This window comes from Oscillibacter valericigenes (genome assembly GCF_016902445.1).
In the GTDB taxonomy this organism is placed as follows: Bacteria; Bacillota; Clostridia; order Oscillospirales; family Oscillospiraceae; genus Oscillibacter; species Oscillibacter avistercoris.
This window is the reverse complement of record NZ_JACSNX010000020.1, coordinates 33,574-51,227: the sequence shown is the minus strand read 5'-3', so window position 1 is coordinate 51,227 and position 17,654 is coordinate 33,574. Positions and strand designations below refer to the sequence as shown.

Here is a 17,654-nt window from a genome sequence, read left to right as displayed (position 1 = left end):
AAGAAACCCAGGAAGGGTGTCTTTCGTTTCCAATCAACCGATTCTCAGAACTTTTCAAAGTTCTGAGAATCGCAAGCAGCTTGTCGAAAAGACTTTTTCGACAAGCTGAGGGCCGGTCCTCACGGACCGGCCCTCTGCCAGCAGCTGTTATTTGATGACCAGGAGCAGCTGGCCGCCCTTGACGGTCTCGCCCTCCTTCACCAGGATCTCCGCCACCGTGCCGGACATCCGGGCGGTGATGGCGGTCTCCATCTTCATGGCCTCGATGGTGGCCAGGGTCTGGTTCTTCTCCACAGCGTCGCCCACCTTGACGGCGATCTTGCTGACCGCGCCGGGGATGGAGGAGCCCACCTGGCTCTTGTCCTCCGGGTCCACCATGGGCACCTTGACGATGCTCTTCTGGGCCTCCTCGTCGGGCACCTGCACGTCCCGGCGGATGCCGTTGAGCTCGAAGCTGACGGTGCGCATGCCCTCCTTGTCCACCTCGCCCAGGCCCAGGTACTTGATGACCAGGGTCTTGCCGTCTGCGATGTTGACCTTGTTGGTCTCGCCCACCGCCAGGCCGTGGAAGAACACGTGGCTGCCCAGCCGCATGATATAGCCGTACTCCTTCTGGTTCTTCACGAAGTCCTCCACCACCTTGGGATACAGGCAGTAGCTGAGGACCGCCCGCCAGGAGGGATCCGGGTCGAAGGCCAGCATCTCCCGCTTCTTCTCCTCAAAGTCCACGGGGGGCAGCAGCTCGCCGGGGCGGCAGGTGATGGGCTCCTTGCCCTTCAGCACCACCCGCTGCAGATCCTTGGGGAATCCGCCGGCGGGCTGGCCCATCATGCCGGAGAAGTAGCTGACGGCGCTGTCCGGGAAGGCCAGGCCCTCGCCCTTCTCCACGATGTTCTCCGGCGTCAGGCCGTTCTGGGTCATGAAGATGGCCAGGTCGCCCACCATCTTGCTGGAGGGGGTCACCTTCACGATGTCGCCCAGCATCTCGTTGACCCGGCGGTAGTTCTCCTTGACCTCCAGGAACCGGTCGCCCAGGCCCAGGGACTCCACCTGGGGCTTCAGGTTGGTATACTGGCCGCCGGGGATCTCATAGCGGTAGATGTCGGCGTTGTTGCACTGCAGGCCCGCCTCGAAGGAGTCGTACCGCTTGCGCACGTCCTCCCAGTACTCGGTCAGGTACTGCAGCCGGTCCAGGTCCAGGCCGGTGTCCCGCTCCGTGCCCTGCAGAGCCGCCACCACGGCGTTGAGAGAGGGCTGGCTGGTCATGCCCGCCATGGAGCTGATGGCGCAGTCCACCACGTCCACGCCGGCCTCCGCCGCCAGCAGATAGGCGGCCACCTGGTTGCCGGAGGTGTCGTGGGTGTGGAGCTGGATGGGGATGCCGATCTCCTGCTTCAGGGTGGAGACCAGCTTCTTGGCGGCATAGGGCTTCAGCACGCCGGACATGTCCTTGATGCACAGCATGTGGGCGCCCCGGTGCTCCAGCTCCTTGGCCAGCTTCACATAGTAGTCCAGGGGATACTTGTCCCGCTTGGGATCCAGGATGTCGCCGGTGTAGCAGATGGTGGCCTGGCAGATCTTGTCCTGCTTCAGGACCTCGTCCATGGCCACTTCCATGCCGGGGATCCAGTTCAGGGAGTCGAACACCCGGAACACGTCGATGCCGCTGCGGGCGGCCTCCTTGATGAACTCCCGGATGACGTTGTCGGGATAGTTGGTGTAGCCCACGGCGTTGGCGCCCCGCAGCAGCATCTGCAGCAGCAGGTTGGGGGCCTTCTCCCGAATCAGGTCCAGCCGCTCCCAGGGGGACTCGTGGAGGAAGCGGTAGGCCACGTCGAAGGTGGCGCCGCCCCAGCACTCCAGGGAGAAGGCGTCCGCCAGGATCTCACTGGTGCCCTCCATGCCCTTGAGGATGTCCCGGGTGCGGACCCGGGTGGCCAGCAGGGACTGGTGGGCGTCGCGGCAGGTGGTGTCGCAGATCAGCAGCTTCTTCTGGTCCCTGACCCAGTCCGCCACGGCCTTGGGGCCCTTGGCGTCCAGCATCTGCTTCAGGCCGTCGGGCCGGCGGCCTGTGACCGGCGGGAACCGGCACTCGTCGTACAGCTTGTGCTCGTCCCGCTCCTTCACCACGATGTTGCCGATATACTTCAGCATCTTGGTGGCGCGGTCCTGGCCCTCGTCCAGCTCGAACAGCTCCGGCGTCTCGTCGATGAACTTCGTGTGGCAGCCGCCGGCGATGAAGGTGGGGTTCTTCAGAATGTTGGTGATGAAGGCGATGTTGGTCTTGACGCCCCGGACGTGGATCTCGTTGATGGCCCGGGCCGCCTTCCGGCACACGCCGGGGAAGGTGTTGTCCCAGGTGGTGATCTTCACCAGCAGGGAGTCATAGTACGGGGAGATCACGGCGCCGGTGTAGGCGTTGCCGCCGTCCAGCCGGATGCCGAAGCCGCCGGCGGAGCGGTAGGCGGTGATCTTGCCGGTGTCAGGGGCGAAGTTGTTGGCCGGGTCCTCGGTGGTGACGCGGCACTGGATGGCATAGCCGTTCAGGTGCAGGGAGTCCTGGCTGGGGATGCCGATGTCGGGGTCGCTGAGGGGCCGGCCCTCGGCGATCAGGATCTGGGAGCGCACCAGGTCGATGCCCGTCACCATCTCGGTAACGGTGTGCTCCACCTGGATGCGGGGGTTCATCTCGATGAAGTAGTGATGGCCCTCCTTGTCCACCAGGAACTCCAGGGTGCCGGCGTTCACGTAGCCCACGTGCCGGGCGATCTTCACCGCGTCGGCGTACAGGGCCTCCCGGATCTCAGGGGCCACGGAGAAGGCGGGGGTGAACTCCACCACCTTCTGGTAGCGCCGCTGGAGGGAGCAGTCCCGCTCGAACAGGTGGACCACGTTGCCGTGCTCATCGCCCAGCACCTGCACCTCGATGTGCTTGGGCTCCACCAGGAACTTCTCCATGAAGATGTCGTCGTTGCCGAAGGCCTTCTTGGCCTCCGCCTTCACCAGGTCGAAGTTGACGCCCACCTCTTCCACGGTGTCGCACCGGCGCATGCCCCGGCCGCCGCCGCCGGCGGCCGCCTTCAGGATCACGGGGAAGCCGAACTCCATGGCCAGCTTCTGGGCGTCCTCCCGGCTCTTCAGGGGCTCGGTGGTGCCGGGGGTGGTGGGCACGCCGCAGGCCACGGCGATCTGCTTGGCGGACAGCTTGTCGCCCATCAGCTCCAGGATCCGGGAGGGCGGGCCGATGAACTTGATGCCGGCGGCCTCGCAGGCCCGGGCAAAGTCGGCGTTTTCGCTGAGGAAGCCGTAGCCGGGATGGATGGCGTCGGCCCCGTGCTTCTTGGCCAGCTCGATGATGCGGGGGATGTCCAGATAGGCCCCCAGGGGGCTCTCATTCTCTCCGATCAGGTAGGACTCGTCTGCGGCGGTGCGGAAGATGCTGTACATATCCTCGTTGGAGTAGATGGCGATGGTCTGGAGGCCCAGGTCGTGACAGGCCCGGAAGATCCGCATGGCGATCTCTCCCCGGTTGGCTACCAGGACCTTTTTGAATTCTTGGCTCATAAATCGTTCCTCCTTACTTCCGCCGGGAGGCGGGAATTTTCAGTTCTGTTTAGTATATACCATCTCTGCGGCCGGTTGCAATGACTTTCTGCACCGATATCCCATTTTTGTCTGGCCGCCCTATTTTCAGCCGGACTTCTGGTGCGCTTTGTCTATTTTAGATGGGCTAATAGCGGCCATCAGCGGGAGCCGGCCATGCCCGAAAAAACGGGGCGGCGCAGGGTGCGCCGTCCCGTCTCCTCTCTATGCTTCCCGGGCCACCACGCCGGCGAAGCTGAACCAGCCCCGCCCGTCCCGCACCAGGCCGGTGAGGCTGTCCCGCAGGGTCCAGGCCGTCACGGTGGTGTACAGGGGTGCCACGGCGCCCTCCTCCAGCAGCAGGGCCTCGGCGTCGTGGAGGCAGCCCAGCCGGGCCGTCTCGTCCTCCGCCCCGGCGATGACCGACAGCAGCGTGTCATAGGCGCTGTTGGCATACCGGGACACGTTCTCTCCGCCGGTGGAGCTCCACTGTCTCAGGAAGCACTCCGCGTCGTTCCCAAGGGCCCGGATCTCTATTCCCGCCAGGGAGAAGGTCCCCTCCTCCAGAGCAGCGGCCAGCTCCTCCTCCGTCACGGCCCGGGCCGTCACCCGAAGCCCCAGAGCGCTCTGCCACGCCTGCACCAGGGCCTGTGCCACGGCGGCGCCGTTCCCCGCATCCACGTAGAGATACTCCAGCTCCCCCAGGTCCTGGACACTGACATAGCCCGCCTCTGTCAGCAGGGCCCGTGCCTCTTCCTGCAGGTCGGCCCGGTGGTTGGGATCGTTGTCCAGCAGGTCCCCGCCGGACGTGCGGAAGTCCGCCTCATCGCTCTCCGGCACGCCGGGGGGGATCAGCCCCTCAGCCGCCCGGGCCGTGACGCCCGCAGCCTCCGCCGCGGCGGTGCGGTCGATCACCAGGCTCAGCGCCCGGCGGACCCGGGCGTCCATCAGGGTGTCCTGGGCGCAGTTGAACACCACTGCCCATGTCCCCAGCTCCGGCGTCAGCGCGCGGCTCTCCGCCTCCACCAGGGATGCCATCTGCTCCTCCGGCAAAACACCCAGGAAGTCCACGGTCCCGGCGTCGTAAAGGGCCTGTCCCTCCTCCGCCGTATCGGCAAAGCGGAAGGTCAGCGTCCCGGGGCCGGAGATATCGCTGTGGTACGTCCCGCTGGTCTCCAGCGTCAGGCTCTCCCCCGCCTCATAGCCGCTCACCTGATAGGGACCGTTGGTCACCAGGCCCGCCACGTCGGACCACCAGGGCGCGGCCTCCGCCGCTTCCGCGGCTTCCGCGCCGTCCTCCGCCGTCTCTTCGGCCGCGCTCTCCCCGGTCAGCAGATCCTGCCGCAGGGGCATGGTGGCCGGGGCGGTGCAGACCTCCTCCAGGAACCAGTCGTACTTCCCGTTCAGCACCACCACCAGGGTGCTGTCATCCTCCGCCGTGACCTGCAGGAGGGAGACGTCGCCGGTCTCCCGCACCTCGTCATAGCCCGCCACCACAGACAGCAGGGACGCAAAGGGCGAGTCGTTGGCCGGGTCTGCCAGGCGCTGCCAGGCATAGACGAAGTCGCCCGCCAGGACCTCCCGCCCGTCAGACCACTCTGCGCCGCGCAGCTGGAAGGTCCAGGTGACCGTGCCGTCGGTGTTCTCCTCCGAAGTGGCGCTCTTGGCCACGCCGTTGGTCACCGTGGCGCCGGAGGCGCCGGCGGTCTTGCGCATCAGGTTCTCATACAGATGGACCAAAATCGTCTGGTCCGCCGGCTCTGTGGCGTAAATGGGATCCAGCTCCTCCGGCGCACCGCCCACGCAGACGGAGAGGGACATCGCATCTCCGCCCCGGGCACATCCGGCCAGTGCGGAGACACACAGCGCCGCGGCCAGGAGCAGCGCCAGCCGCCGCTTCCAGTGTTTCATACCATCGCTCCTCTTTTCTGGAGTACAGAACAGGCGCCCGTGGGCGCCCGCAAGTGTCAAATGACCTGATTTATTATAAAGGCTTTTCCCCGGCTTGTAAAGTTGCCAGCCGCTAAAAAGTAACAAAAAATTACAAAATTTAAGACTCTGTTCACAAATCCCGCCCGGACGCCCCGGAGATCCCCGGCTTTTTCGGCGGCAGATCTCCAAAAAAACCGGACGCGGCGATCCGCGTCCGGTCCTGATCATCTCCTGTGTTGGGTCTGCTCACACCGTGGTCAGGTGGCCGTCCTCGCCGAACTTCACCGGCACGATCTCGTTCCGGGTCTTTTCGGCGATGTCGTCGATCCGCATCTTGGCAGGGTAGTCGGACACGAAGGTCACCGCCACGCCCTGCCGTTTGGCCCGGCCGGTGCGGCCGATGCGGTGGACGTAGTCCTGGTTCTCGTCCGGCACGTCGCAGTTGAACACGATGTCCACGTCGTCCACGTCGATGCCCCGGGCCGCCACGTCCGTGGACACGAACACCCGCAGCTCGCCCCGGCGGAACTTGTCCATCACCTGCTCCCGCTTGCGCTGGGGGATGTCGCCGTGGATGCACTCGGCGTCGATGCCCCGCATCTGCAGGAACTTGGTGATCCGCTCCGTGGAGCCCTTGGTGTTGCAGAAGGCCATGCACCGGTCGAAGCCCGTCTCGTTGAGGATCCGCTCGATGGCGTCGGCCTTGCCGTCGTGGGGCACGTCCATGCGGAACTGCTTGATGTCCGGCTTGTTCTGCTCGTCCTCCCGGACGGTGATCTCCGCCGCGTCCCGCTGGTACACCCAGGCGATGTCCATCACCTCCCGGGAGATGGTGGCGGAGAAGAGCCCCAGGTTCTTCCGCTTGTTCATCTTGTCCAGCAGGCGGGTCACGTCGTGGATGAAGCCCATGTCCAGCATCCGGTCCGCCTCGTCCAGCACCACGGTCCGGGCGGTGTCCACCCGGACGGTGCGGCGCTTCATGTGGTCGCTGAGCCGCCCCGGCGTGGCCACCACGATCTGGGGGTGCTTCTTCAGGGTGTCGATCTGCCGGCCGATGGGGGCGCCGCCGTAGAGGCACACCGTCCGCACGCCGGGCTTGAAGGCCGACAGGTCCCGGATCTCGTCGGTGATCTGGATGGCCAGCTCCCGGGTGGGTGCCAGGATCACCGCCTGGACGCTCTCGTCCTCCGGGTCCACGTGCTCCACGATGGGGATGCCGTAGGCAAAGGTCTTGCCGGTGCCGGTGGGGGCCTTGGCGATCACGTCCTGCCAGTCCATCATGGGCGGGATGCAGCCCGCCTGGACCGGGGTGGACACCTCGATGTTGCGCTTTTCGATGGCACGCATGATCTCCGGTGACAGGTGCAGGCTGTCGAACCGGACGCCTTCTGTATATTCCATGACTCTCTTCCTCTTTCGTCTGTCCGTTCCTTCGTTTTCCGCGGACCCGCGGCAGGCCGTCCTGCCGGGTTCGGGGCGCTTTTCCGCGTCTGCGCCGGGCAGCCGGAAAATTTCTCCGCCGCCTCTGGACCCCGCCGCCGGAAACGGGTATTATTATATATAGTAAAACCACATTTGTAAAGTTCTGTCAAGGAAAAGGACCTGTCCGCCCGCCGTTCCCCCCGCTCCATCCGCCGGATCCCGTCCTCCGGAGCAGATATGGAGGATTTGTTCCCATTTTTTCGTATTCCTTAAATTTTACAGTAAATTTGTCTTATAATTGTAGTAAAATTTTGTATTGCTCCCGTAAAATCTGCGGGATTTATGGTACATTGTAAGAACAAAAAGACTTCCAAGCGGATACGGAGGTGCCACGTGGACAGCGGAATGGATTATGTGCGCATTTTGCGGGACCTGCGGGAAGATGCTGACAAGACCCAGACCCAGATCGCAGAGGTGCTCGGAACCTCCCAGACGATGTACGCCCGCTATGAGCGGGGTGCAAACGAGCTCCCGATCCACCATCTGATCACATTGAGCAGGTACTATGGGGTCAGTACGGACTATCTTCTGGGTCTCAGCAAAGAACGCTGAAACGCGGACAGGGAATTCCCTGTCCGCGTTTTTTTGCCCGTATCACGCCTCCGGCATGACGGCCTGGGCCCGTTTCAGATCCGTGCTGCCATCGCCGGCCTCCGGCAATTCCCCGGCGCCGTCCGCCGGTTCCGTGACAGTGACGGAGTCCCCCGCGGCGCCGCTGCCGCCGGCGGTCTCGTAGGCCACGCCGTCCCCGTTGTCCTGGGTCACAGTCCAGTTCTCCGGGGTGCCGGTCACTTCGATGGTGACGGTGCGGGTCTCCCGGCTGCCGTCCTCCCGGACCACCTCCATGTCGTAGGCGTAATCATAGACGCCCTCGGTCTCCAGCTCCTCGGTGATGTCGATGTCCTCTCCGTCCACGTGGAGGATCAGGCGGCCGTCCTCCTCCGTCACCACGTCTCCGTCCACCAGCGTGATGGACACCGCGTTCCCCTGGTCATCCCGGGCCAGGTACTGGTCTCCGGACGTCCAGACGATGGTGAACTGCCGGAAGAGCGCCCCGTCCGTGGCCACGTTCACCGCCCCGGCGGTGACGGCCAGGGCCATCACCATGGCCGCCGCCAGAGCCGCGCCCCGCAGCACCCGGGGCATCCGCTTTCTCTGCTTCATCTCCTGCATCTTCTGCAATACCTCCTGTTTGGCCTGGTCGGAGGCACGGAGTTGGGAAAAGGTCTCCCGGTACATTCTCTTGTCGATCATGGCTCTGCCTCCTGTAAGATCAGTTTCAGTTTCCCCCTGGCCCGCATGAGCCAGGTCTGCACGGTGGAGGGATTGGCGCCCATGGCCGCCGCAGTCTCCTGCACGGAGCAGCCCTCGTAATAGTAGAGATACACCGCGGCCCGGTACTTGGGCGGCAGGGCCATGACCTGCCGGAAGAGCTCGCTCTGCTCCGGCGTGTCGAAGGCCGGCTCTCCGGCCTCCTCCAGGGGGCCGGTCCTCCGCCGCCAGGGAGAGCGGAGGAGCTTTTTGCACTCGTTCACCGCCACCCGGACCACCCAGTGCCGTTCATGCTCCGGCGACTGGAAGGGCTTGCGTGCCAGATAGAGCTTCAGCAGCGTCTCCTGCATCACGTCCTCCGCGTCGGCGCAGTTTTTCAGATAGCTGTACGCCAGCCGGAAGACCGTGTCGCCGTATCGCCCTACCGCCGTCTCAAACTCCGTGTCCGTCAATCTCATCACACCTCACTGTCGGGATGGGCGGCGCCGCCGCCCGGAAAGGCCTTTCTGACAGGAATATCCCCCAGCGGGGCAAAATATCTCACAGGATGCAGATTTTTTTGCGCCGGCGGGGACCGGCGTCCGAAAAAACGCCCCGGGAGCAGCAGTCCAGCCGCTCCCGGGGCGTCAGTCTCAGGATCACTTGTGGGGCACGTGCCAGATGTGGTCGGCGTACTCCGCCACGGCCCGGTCGGCGGCGAACACGCCGCTGCGGGCGATGTTGTGGAGGCTCATGCGGTTCCAGACAGTCTGGTCCCGGTATGTCTCCACCATGCGCTGCTCCGCCTGGCAGTAGGCTGCAAAGTCCGCCAGCAGGAAGTACTCGTCCGCCGGGCTGCCGCCGGCGCCGAACAGCAGCCGCTGGTACAGGTCGTCGTAGTGGACACCGTCCCGGAAGCCGCTGCGCAGGGCGTCCAGACACCGGTGGAGCACCGGGTCCCGGTTGTACAGCCGCTGGGGCACATAGCCCTCCCGCTTCAGCTGCTCCACCTCGTCGGCCCGCAGGCCGAAGAGGAACATGTTCTCGTCCCCCAGCAGGTCGTGCATCTCCACGTTGGCCCCGTCCAGGGTGCCCACGGTCAGGGCGCCGTTCATCATGAACTTCATGTTGCCGGTGCCGCTGGCCTCCTTGCCGGCGGTGGAGATCTGCTGGCTCACCTCGCTGGCGGGCATCAGCTGCTCCGCCAGGGAGACCCGGTAGTTCTCCAGGAACACCACCTGGAGCTTATCCTTGCAGATGGGGTCGTGGTCGATCTGGTCCGCCAGGGAGTTGATGAGGCGGATAATCCGCTTGGCCACCGCATACCCCGGCGCCGCCTTGGCGCCGAACAGGAACGTGTGGGGCTGGGTGATAGCATTGGGGTCATCCTGCAGCTTCTGGTACAGGGCGATGATGTGCAGCACGTTCAAAAGCTGCCGCTTGTACTCGTGGAGCCGCTTCACCTGCACGTCGAAGATGGCGTCCGGATTCAGCTCCACGCCCCTTGTCTTTTTGGCGTAGGCGGTAAAGGACTCCTTGTTGGCCCGCTTGATGGCGCCCAGCGTCTCCAGGACCGAGGCGTCGTCGGCGTAGTCGTCCAGTTTCTTCAAGGCCTGGGGGCGCAGCAGATAGTCGTCACCGCCGGTCAGGTCCCGGATCAGGCCATCCAGGCCGGGGTTGATCTCGCTGAGCCAGCGGCGGTGGTCGATGCCGTTGGTGACGTTCTGGAACTTCCAGGGCTCCATGCCGTAGGCCTCTTTGAAGACATCCTTCTTCAGGATCTCGGAGTGGAGTCCGCTGACGCCGTTGACCGCCATGCCGCCGGCGATGCAGAGGTTGGCCATGCGGACCTGGCCGCCCCAGACGATGGCCATCTTCTCCGTTTTCTTGGGATCGTGGTAGAAGTCCTCCACCTTTTTCTGCCAGCGGCGGGAGATCTCCAGGGTGATCTGCCAGATCCGGGGCAGGAAGTGCTCGAACAGGTTCTGGGGCCAGCGCTCCAGCGCCTCCGCCAGGACGGTGTGGTTGGTGTAGGCCACGGACTTGGTGGTGATCTCCCACGCCTCGTCCCAGTCCATACCGGCGTCGTCGATCAGGATCCGCATCAGCTCCGGGATCACCAGGGCCGGATGGGTGTCGTTGATCTGGATGACGTTCTTCTCATGGAAGTTCTTCATGGTGCCGTACAGCTCCGTGTGCTTGGCGGCAATGGACTGGATGGTGGCGGACACGAAGAAATACTGCTGCTTCAGGCGCAGGGACTTGCCCTCCAGATGGTTGTCCTCCGGGTAGAGGACCTTGGCGATGGTCTCCGCCATGGCCTCGTCCTCCGCAGCCTTCAGATACTCGCCCCTGGAGAAGAGGGACATGTCCACCGGCTGGGTGGACCGGGCGTCCCACAGCCGCAGAACGTTCACGTGCTCCGTGCCGTAGCCGGCGATCTCCATGTCGCAGGGCACGGCCTGGACCACGGTGGCATCCTCGTTGACGATGTGCAGGTGGCCGTTGTCCCAGAACTCCCGCACCGTGCCGCCGAAGCGGACCTCCTGGGTCTCGGCGGGCTTGGGCATCAGCCAGGCGGCGCCCAGGTCCTTCCAGTTGTCCGGCAGCTCCACCTGCTGGCCCTCCACGATCTTCTGCTTGAAGATGCCCAGCTCGTAGCAGATGGAGTAGCCGGTGGCGGGGATCTCCAGGGTGGTCAGGGAGTCCAGATAGCAGGCGGCCAGACGGCCCAGGCCGCCGTTGCCCAGGGCGGCGTCCGGTTCGATCTCAAAGATGTCCGCCGCCTTGAAGCCCATATTCTCCAGCGCCTCCCGCAGCTGGGGCAGGATCCCCAGGTTGTAGGCGTTCTTCATCAGGCTGCGGCCCATCAGAAACTCCAGGGACAGGTAGTGGACCTGCCGGGCGTGGTCATGGCGGACCTTCTGGCGGGTCTCCACCTCCCGCAGGGCCATCACGTCCCGCAGGACCAGGGCGCTGGCCCGCATCATCTCCCCGTCCGTGGCCTCCTCCGCCGTCTTGCCGAAGCTGACCATCAGCTTGGCGGTCAGGGCTTTCTCCAGGGTCTGTGTGGTAAATGGTGTCATGTGTCTCCTTACTCCGCCGGGTCCTCTTTCCCGGCAGTCCCCTTCTTGGGAGTGGTCTGTTTTTTGGCAGGTGTCTTCCTGCCGGTCTTGGCCGCGGTCTTTTTCGCGGCCGGCTTCTTGGCGGCCGTCTTTCTGGCCGCCGTCCGCTTTCCGGCGGCCGGCTTCTTCTCCGGCGCGTCGGCCGGGGCCTCTGCCGGTGCGGGCTCCCGGGCAGGCGCTTGCGCCGGGGCGGCTGCCTCAGCGGGCACCTCTGCGGGCGCTTCCGCAGGGGCTGCTTCCTCCGGCGCTGCCTCCTCCGCAGCGGGGGGTTCCGCCGCAGGCGCGGTCTCCTCTGCCGGTACGGACTCCTCTGTCGGTGCGGCCTCATTCGCCGGTGCGGGCTCCCCTGCCGGCGGCCAGGGCTGGCCGGTGACGGCGCTGTAGATGTGCAGGTACTCCCCCGCGCTCCGGGCCCAGCTGAAATCGCAGGCCATGGCCCGGGCCCGCAGGCGGGCAAAGGCGTCGGGATAGTCCTTGTACAGGTACACCGCCTCCCGGATCACATACAGCATATCACTGCTGGCGTAATTTGCAAAGGTAAATCCGTTGCCGGAATCCCGCCACGCCTCATAGGGGGTGACGGTGTCCTTCAGTCCGCCGGTCTCCCGGACGATGGGCACGGTGCCGTACCGCATGGCGATCATCTGGCTCAGGCCGCAGGGCTCGCTGCGGGAGGGCATCAGGAACAGGTCCGCGCCGGCGTAGATGGCCATGGACAGCTCCTCGTTGTAGTCCAGCCGCACGGCCATGCGGCCGGGATACTGGTTGGCCGCCCACTGGAAGAACTCCTCGTACTTCCGGTCGCCCTTGCCCAGGATCACCAGCTGCAGGGGCAGCTCCATCATGTCGTGGAGCACCTCGCACACCAGGTCCAGGCCCTTGTGGCTCACCAGCCGGCTGACGATGCCCACGATGGGCACATAGGGCTCCTGCCGCAGGCCCATGAGCTTCTGCAGCTCCGCCTTGTCCGCCTGCTTGCCCGCCATATCCTCCGCGGTGTAATTGGCGGCGATGTGGCTGTCCGTGGCGGGATCGTACCGCTTCACGTCGATGCCGTTGAGCACGCCGGACAGCTTGTAGCCGCAGCGGCGCATGATGCCGTCCAGCCGGTGGGCAAAGTAGGGCATCTTCAGCTCGTTGGCGTAAGTGGGGGAGACGGCGTTCACCGCATCGGCGCACAAAATGGCGCCCTTCAGCAGATTCACGTCCCCGTCCATCAGGATGGTGCCGTCGTCCGCCCAGCCGTGGTCCAGGCCGAACAGGTCCCCCAGGGTCTGCCGGCCATAGCGGCCCTGGTACTCGATGTTATGGATGGACAGCACCGTCCGGATGCTGCGGAACCGCTCCTCCCGCACGCCGTCGTCCTTCAGGTAGATGGGCACCAGGGCGGTCTGCCAGTCGTTGCAGTGGAGCACGTCCGGCCAGAACCGGAAGTGGGGCAGCATCCGCACCACGGCCCGGGAGAAGAAGCCGAACCGCTCTCCGTCGTCCATATAGCCATACAGCTCCGGGCGGTTGAAGTACTGCTCGTTGTCCAGGAAATACCAGGTGACGCCGTCCTTCTCCAGGGAGAACAGCCCGCAGTAGCTGTGGCGCCAGGCCAGGTCCACATAGTCATAGCACTCGAAGGTCAGCTGGCTGCCGAACCGCTCCCGCACCTTCTGGTACAGGGGCAGCACCACCGCCACCTCCGCGCCCTGGGCCGCAAGGGCCTCCGGCAGGGAACCCGCCACATCCGCAAGGCCCCCGGTCTTGCAGAAAGGCACCGCCTCGCTGGCCACATATAAGATCTTCATAAGTCCTCTCCTTTCACAGTTCCCGTGTCCCGCCGGGCGGGACGTGGGGGCGCCTTCCGGTGCCCCCGGTATGGCTGGGAACGGGGGCCGTCTGTCCTCTCTCCGGCCCGGCCGCTCCCGCGGTCTCCTGAAAGCTCTCCCCCGCAGTTCAGACCTTGCTCCCCTTGGCAAGGACGATGGGATACGAACTGTGGCCCATCAGCGTCCGGTCCGGCAGGACCTCCACGTTTTTGTCCGCGATCAGATGGGACACCGCCGCGTTCCGGCGCACTGCCGTCTCCTTGAACAGGACACAGTTGCGCACCACCGCGCCGCTCTCCACCACCACGCCGGGGAAGAGGATGGAGTTCTCCACCACGCCCTCGATGTTGCAGCCGTCGGCGATCAGGGAATTCTCGCAGTAGCCGTCCGGCCCGATGTAGGCGGAGGACTTGTCGGTGGCCTTGGCCCGGATGGGCCGCTCCGCGCAGAACAGCTCCGCCCGGATGGCCGGGTCCAGCAGCTGCATGCTGCGGTCGTAATACTCCTGAACAGACCGGATCTGAGCCGCGAAGCCGCCCCAGATGTAGCTCTGGAGCTTCAGGCTGTCCTTCCGGGCCTGGAGCACGTCCCGCCGCAGGCTGAACTGGTCCCGGGTGGCGCACTCGTCCACCAGGTCCAGCAGCAGCTTGGTGGAGAGGATGTACACCTCCAGCCCCCGGTAGCCCCGGGGCCGGTGGAGGTGGTACAGCACGTCCGTGATGCGGCCGGTGCTGTCCATCTCGAAATAGGTGCCGTTCTCCGTCTCAAAGCTGTCGTTGCCGCAGACCACGGTGATGTCCGCCCCGGACTTGATGTGCTGGTCATAGATGTCGGACAGGGGCAGGTTCACCACCAGGTCGCCGTCCATCAGGGCCACATAGTCCCGGCGGATCTCCTGCAGGTAGGACCGGACGCCCGCGAGAGCCTCCATCTTGCCCCGGAAGGCCGCCGCCTCGCCCCAGTGCTGCTTGTAGGCGAAGGGAGGCAGGATCTTCAGGCCGCCCCGCTTGCGGGACAGGTCCCAGTCCTTGCCGGTGCCCAGGTGGTCCAGCAGGCTCTGATAGTGGCCGTGGAGCACCACGCCCACGTCCGTGACGCCGGCGTTCACCAGATTGGACAGGGCGAAGTCCACCGCCCGGTACCGGCCGCCGAAGGGAATGGACGACGCGGAGCGGATCTCCCCCAGCTCCCGCAGGTCGTTGCGCTTTTCATAGGAAAAGATGATCCCGTGCATGCCGTTCATCTGGACACCTCCTCGCCGTTCTTGTTCAGCATGATGCCGGGCCGCACCCGCTTGTCACTCTCCAGCGTGCAGCCGGGGGCCAGGACTGTCAGGCCCCAGGGGTCCGGCGCCGTGTTCTCCGGCGTGCCGCCCACCCGGCAGCCCCTGCCGATGCGGCAGCCCTCGCCCAGGATGGCATACTCCACCACGGCGCCGGGCTCCACCGTCACGCCGGGGAACAGCACGGAATAGGAGATCCGGGCCCCCTCGCCGATGGTGACATTGGGGGACAGGACGGAGTTCTCCACCGTCCCCTCGATGTCGCTGCCCCGGTTGAAGGCGCTGTGGCTCACCTGGCAGTGCCGCCCCAGGAATGCCGGCGGCGCGTTGACGGACCGGGCGTAGATGGGCCAGGACTCGTCCAGCAGATCCAGGCCGGACTCCGGCGAGAGCATGTCCATGTTGGCGTCCCACAGGGACTCCAGCGTGCCCACGTCCTTCCAGTAGCCGCTGAAGCGGTAGGCGGCCATCCGCTCTCCGTCCCCCAGCATGGCGGGGATGACGTTCTTGCCGAAGTCGTTCTCCGAGTTGGGATCGGCCTCGTCCTCCTCCAGATACCGCCGCAGGGTCTGCCAGGTAAAGACATAGATGCCCATGGAGGCCAGATTGCTCTTGGGCTCCTTGGGTTTTTCCGCAAACTCCGTGATCATGTCGGCCTCGTCCACATTCATGATGCCGAAGCGGGACGCCTCAGACCAGGGCACTTCCATGACGGAGATGGTGCAGGCGGCCCCGGTGGCCTTGTGGCGCTCCACCATCTTGGAGTAGTCCATCTTGTAGATGTGGTCGCCGGACAGGACCACCACATACTCCGGGTCATACAGGTCGATGAACCCGATGTTCTGATAGATGGCGTTGGCGGTGCCCTTGTACCAGGTGCCGCCCTTGCTGCCCATATAGGGCGGCAGGATGTGGACGCCGCCGGTGGTGCCGTCCAGGTCCCAGGGCACGCCGCTGCCGATGTAGCTGTTCAGCTCCAGGGGCCGGTACTGGGTCAGCACGCCCACGGTGTCGATGCCGGAATTGGTGCAGTTGGACAGGGGAAAGTCGATGATGCGGTACTTGCCGCCGAAGGGCACGGCGGGCTTTGCCATGTCGCCGGTGAGAACATACAGCCGGCTTCCCTGGCCGCCGGCCAGCAGCATGGCGATGCACTCTTTTTTCATTTCTTTTCCAACTCCTTTGCCTGTTGTTTCTTCCTGGATCCTGGGAACGTCCCCTCGCCCCGCAGGAAGACCGCGCCGAAGGCCGGGATCCGGATGGCGGCGGAGTATTCCTTTCCGTGGGAGGGCACCGCCTCCACCGCCACCGCCCCGCTATCGCCGAAGCCTTCACCGCCGTATGCGGGGTCGTCGGTATTGAACACGGGGACATACCGCCTGTGGGGCGGCACGCCCATCCGATAGTCCGTGTAGGTGTTGGGGGAGAAGTTCACCGCGCACATGAGGTCGCGGCCCTTCCGGTCCTTCCGCAGAAACACCACCACATTGTTGTGGTTGTCGTCCGGCACCAGCCACTCGAAACCCTCCCAGTCGAAGTCGATCTCCCACAGGGCGGGGGTCTTCTTGTAAAAGGCGTTGATCTCCCGGAAGAAGCGGTGGATCTTCTGGTTCTCCGGCCGGTCCAGCAGATACCAGTCCAGCTGGCCGTTGGAGTCCCACTCGTGCCACTGGCCCAGCTCCGCCCCCATGAACAGCAGCTTCTTTCCCGGATGGGCCAGGAGATAGGCGTAGAAGCCCTTCAGGCACCGCAGCTGGTTGTCGTAGTCGCCGGGCATCTTCCCCACGATGGAGCCCTTCATGTGGACCACCTCGTCATGGGAGATGGGCAGCACGAAATTCTCGGAAAAGGCGTACATCATGGAGAAGGTGATGTCCTTGTGGTTGTACTGGCGGAAGAAGGGGTCCAGCTTCAGGTAGTGGCACATGTCGTTCATCCAGCCCATGTTCCACTTCAGGTTGAAGCCCAGGCCCCCCACGTCCGGCGGACGGGTCACCAGCGGCCAGGCCGTGGACTCCTCGGCGATCATCAGCACGCCGGGGTCCGTCTGGAAGGCCATGGCATTCAGCTCCCGCAGGAATTCGATGGCCTCCAGGTTCTCGTGGCCGCCGTACTGGTTCGGCGTCCAGGCGCCGCCCTGGCGGTCATAGTCCAGGTACAGCATGGAGGCCACCGCGTCCACCCGCAGCCCGTCGATGTGGTACTCCTCCAGCCAGAAGCGGGCGGAGGAGAACAGGAAGCTCTTCACCTCCGGCCGGCCGTAGTCAAAGACCCGGGTGCCCCAGGCGGCGTGCTCCCGCTTGTTGGGGTCGCTGTACTCGTAGCAGCAGGTGCCGTCGAACTCGTAGAGTCCCTGGATGTCCTTGCAGAAGTGGGCAGGCACCCAGTCCAGCAGCACCAGGATGCCGTTTTTGTGCATGTGATTCACGAACCACATGAAGTCCTTCGGCGTCCCGAACCGGGAGGTGGGGGCGAAGTATCCGGTGCACTGATACCCCCAGGAGTCGTCCAGGGGGTGTTCCGTCACCGGCAGCAGCTCAATGGCGGTGTAGCCCATGTCCTTCACGTAGGCGGCCAGCTCCCGGGCCAGATCTTTATAGTCGATGAAGTCCCCGTTGTCCCGCTTGCGCCAGGAGCCCAGGTGGACCTCATAGATATTCAGCGGCGATGTATAGACTGGGTGCTTGGCCTTTTTCTCCCGAAAAGTGCCGTCCGTCCACTTGAATCCGCTGATGTCGTACAGCTTGCTGGCCGTCGCCGGCCGGGTCTCCGTGTGGAAGCCGTAGGGGTCCGCCTTCTGGCGGACCTGACCGTCCGCCCCGCGGACCGCATATTTATAGGAGGTATAGACCGGCAGGTCCGGCAGGAATCCCTCCCAGATCTCCCCCTTGCGGGTCAGGGGCGCCGCCCCCTCCTGCCAGTCGTTGAAATCGCCCACGACGGACACCGCCTCCGCATGGGGCGCCCACACCCGGAACGTCCAGCCAGGCCTTCCCCGCCTGGTGGCCGGATGGGCACCGAACCAGCGCCAGCCGTCCGTCAACGTTCCCTGATGGAAACGGTCCGCCTGTCCTTGCTTTGCCATGGCAGCAGCTCCTCTCCCTGCCGCCGCGGAGCGCCGGCAGGCTCCCTTGTTTTCTTTTTTCCGGGCGCTGTCGGCGCCGGATCTGGATATACATGGAA

At 64.8% G+C, this 17,654-nt stretch carries 11 protein-coding genes; 1 reads left to right on the top strand and 10 read right to left on the bottom strand.

The genetic code is table 11. The annotated features are described in order from the left end of the window. Positions 1–147 precede the first annotated feature (147 nt). From H9X91_RS11255 to H9X91_RS11245, 3 genes are all read right to left on the bottom strand, one after another. Positions 148–3,564, bottom strand: coding sequence for a pyruvate carboxylase (locus H9X91_RS11255; RefSeq protein ID WP_204805138.1), 3,417 nt, complete (start codon positions 3,562–3,564; stop codon positions 148–150). 243 nt (positions 3,565–3,807) lie between these two features. Further along, the gene (locus H9X91_RS11250; protein ID WP_204805136.1) at positions 3,808–5,493 is read right to left on the bottom strand and encodes a peptide ABC transporter substrate-binding protein; all 1,686 of its coding nucleotides are present in this window, start codon (positions 5,491–5,493) and stop codon (positions 3,808–3,810) included. Between the two features lie 267 nt (positions 5,494–5,760). Continuing rightward, positions 5,761–6,915 (bottom strand): DEAD/DEAH box helicase, encoded by a 1,155-nt coding sequence (locus H9X91_RS11245; protein WP_204805134.1) that lies wholly within the window; start codon positions 6,913–6,915, stop codon positions 5,761–5,763. Between the two features lie 426 nt (positions 6,916–7,341). Between H9X91_RS11245 and H9X91_RS11240 the strand changes: the two genes are divergently transcribed. Continuing rightward, positions 7,342–7,548, top strand: coding sequence for a helix-turn-helix domain-containing protein (locus tag H9X91_RS11240; RefSeq protein WP_204805132.1), 207 nt, complete (start codon positions 7,342–7,344; stop codon positions 7,546–7,548). Positions 7,549–7,590: 42 nt separating this feature from the next. On the opposite strand, the gene H9X91_RS11235 is transcribed toward H9X91_RS11240, so the two are convergent. The 7 genes from H9X91_RS11235 to glgB all read right to left on the bottom strand — a co-directional run bounded on the left by H9X91_RS11235 (position 7,591) and on the right by glgB (position 17,556). After that, positions 7,591–8,250 carry a hypothetical protein gene (locus tag H9X91_RS11235; protein WP_204805130.1) on the bottom strand — a complete coding sequence of 220 codons (660 nt, stop codon included), beginning with the start codon at positions 8,248–8,250 and terminating at the stop codon, positions 7,591–7,593. Then, positions 8,247–8,726, bottom strand: a complete 480-nt coding sequence (locus H9X91_RS11230; RefSeq protein ID WP_204805128.1) for an RNA polymerase sigma factor — start codon at positions 8,724–8,726, stop codon at positions 8,247–8,249. The genes H9X91_RS11235 and H9X91_RS11230 overlap by 4 nt, the downstream gene beginning before the upstream one ends. Before the next feature lie 180 nt (positions 8,727–8,906). Beyond that, positions 8,907–11,333 (bottom strand): glycogen/starch/alpha-glucan phosphorylase, encoded by a 2,427-nt coding sequence (locus tag H9X91_RS11225; protein ID WP_204805127.1) that lies wholly within the window; start codon positions 11,331–11,333, stop codon positions 8,907–8,909. Between the two features lie 8 nt (positions 11,334–11,341). After that, entirely contained in the window at positions 11,342–13,168 is a 1,827-nt protein-coding gene (gene glgA, locus H9X91_RS11220) for a glycogen synthase GlgA (protein WP_204805126.1), read from the bottom strand. A 148-nt stretch (positions 13,169–13,316) separates the two neighbouring features. Then, entirely contained in the window at positions 13,317–14,432 is a 1,116-nt protein-coding gene (glgD, locus tag H9X91_RS11215) for a glucose-1-phosphate adenylyltransferase subunit GlgD (protein ID WP_204805125.1), read from the bottom strand. Then, positions 14,429–15,637, bottom strand: coding sequence for a glucose-1-phosphate adenylyltransferase (locus tag H9X91_RS11210; protein ID WP_204805124.1), 1,209 nt, complete (start codon positions 15,635–15,637; stop codon positions 14,429–14,431). The genes glgD and H9X91_RS11210 overlap by 4 nt, the downstream gene beginning before the upstream one ends. Next, positions 15,634–17,556, bottom strand: a complete 1,923-nt coding sequence (gene glgB, locus H9X91_RS11205; RefSeq protein WP_204805123.1) for a 1,4-alpha-glucan branching protein GlgB — start codon at positions 17,554–17,556, stop codon at positions 15,634–15,636. The genes H9X91_RS11210 and glgB overlap by 4 nt, the downstream gene beginning before the upstream one ends. Positions 17,557–17,654: the final 98 nt, after the last annotated feature.

Bases quoted from the DNA above. Each gene is read 5' to 3' on its own strand.
- H9X91_RS11210 (WP_204805124.1), bottom strand. From the start codon at position 15,637: ATGAAAAAAGAGTGCATCGCCATGCTGCTGGCCGGCGGCCAGGGAAGC.
- H9X91_RS11230 (WP_204805128.1), bottom strand. From the start codon at position 8,726: ATGAGATTGACGGACACGGAGTTTGAGACGGCGGTAGGGCGATACGGC.
- H9X91_RS11245 (WP_204805134.1), bottom strand. From the start codon at position 6,915: ATGGAATATACAGAAGGCGTCCGGTTCGACAGCCTGCACCTGTCACCG.
- glgA (WP_204805126.1), bottom strand. From the start codon at position 13,168: ATGAAGATCTTATATGTGGCCAGCGAGGCGGTGCCTTTCTGCAAGACC.
- glgD (WP_204805125.1), bottom strand. From the start codon at position 14,432: ATGAACGGCATGCACGGGATCATCTTTTCCTATGAAAAGCGCAACGAC.
- H9X91_RS11240 (WP_204805132.1), top strand. From the start codon at position 7,342: ATGGATTATGTGCGCATTTTGCGGGACCTGCGGGAAGATGCTGACAAG.
- H9X91_RS11235 (WP_204805130.1), bottom strand. From the start codon at position 8,250: ATGATCGACAAGAGAATGTACCGGGAGACCTTTTCCCAACTCCGTGCC.
- glgB (WP_204805123.1), bottom strand. From the start codon at position 17,556: ATGGCAAAGCAAGGACAGGCGGACCGTTTCCATCAGGGAACGTTGACG.
- H9X91_RS11250 (WP_204805136.1), bottom strand. From the start codon at position 5,493: ATGAAACACTGGAAGCGGCGGCTGGCGCTGCTCCTGGCCGCGGCGCTG.
- H9X91_RS11225 (WP_204805127.1), bottom strand. From the start codon at position 11,333: ATGACACCATTTACCACACAGACCCTGGAGAAAGCCCTGACCGCCAAG.
- H9X91_RS11255 (WP_204805138.1), bottom strand. From the start codon at position 3,564: ATGAGCCAAGAATTCAAAAAGGTCCTGGTAGCCAACCGGGGAGAGATC.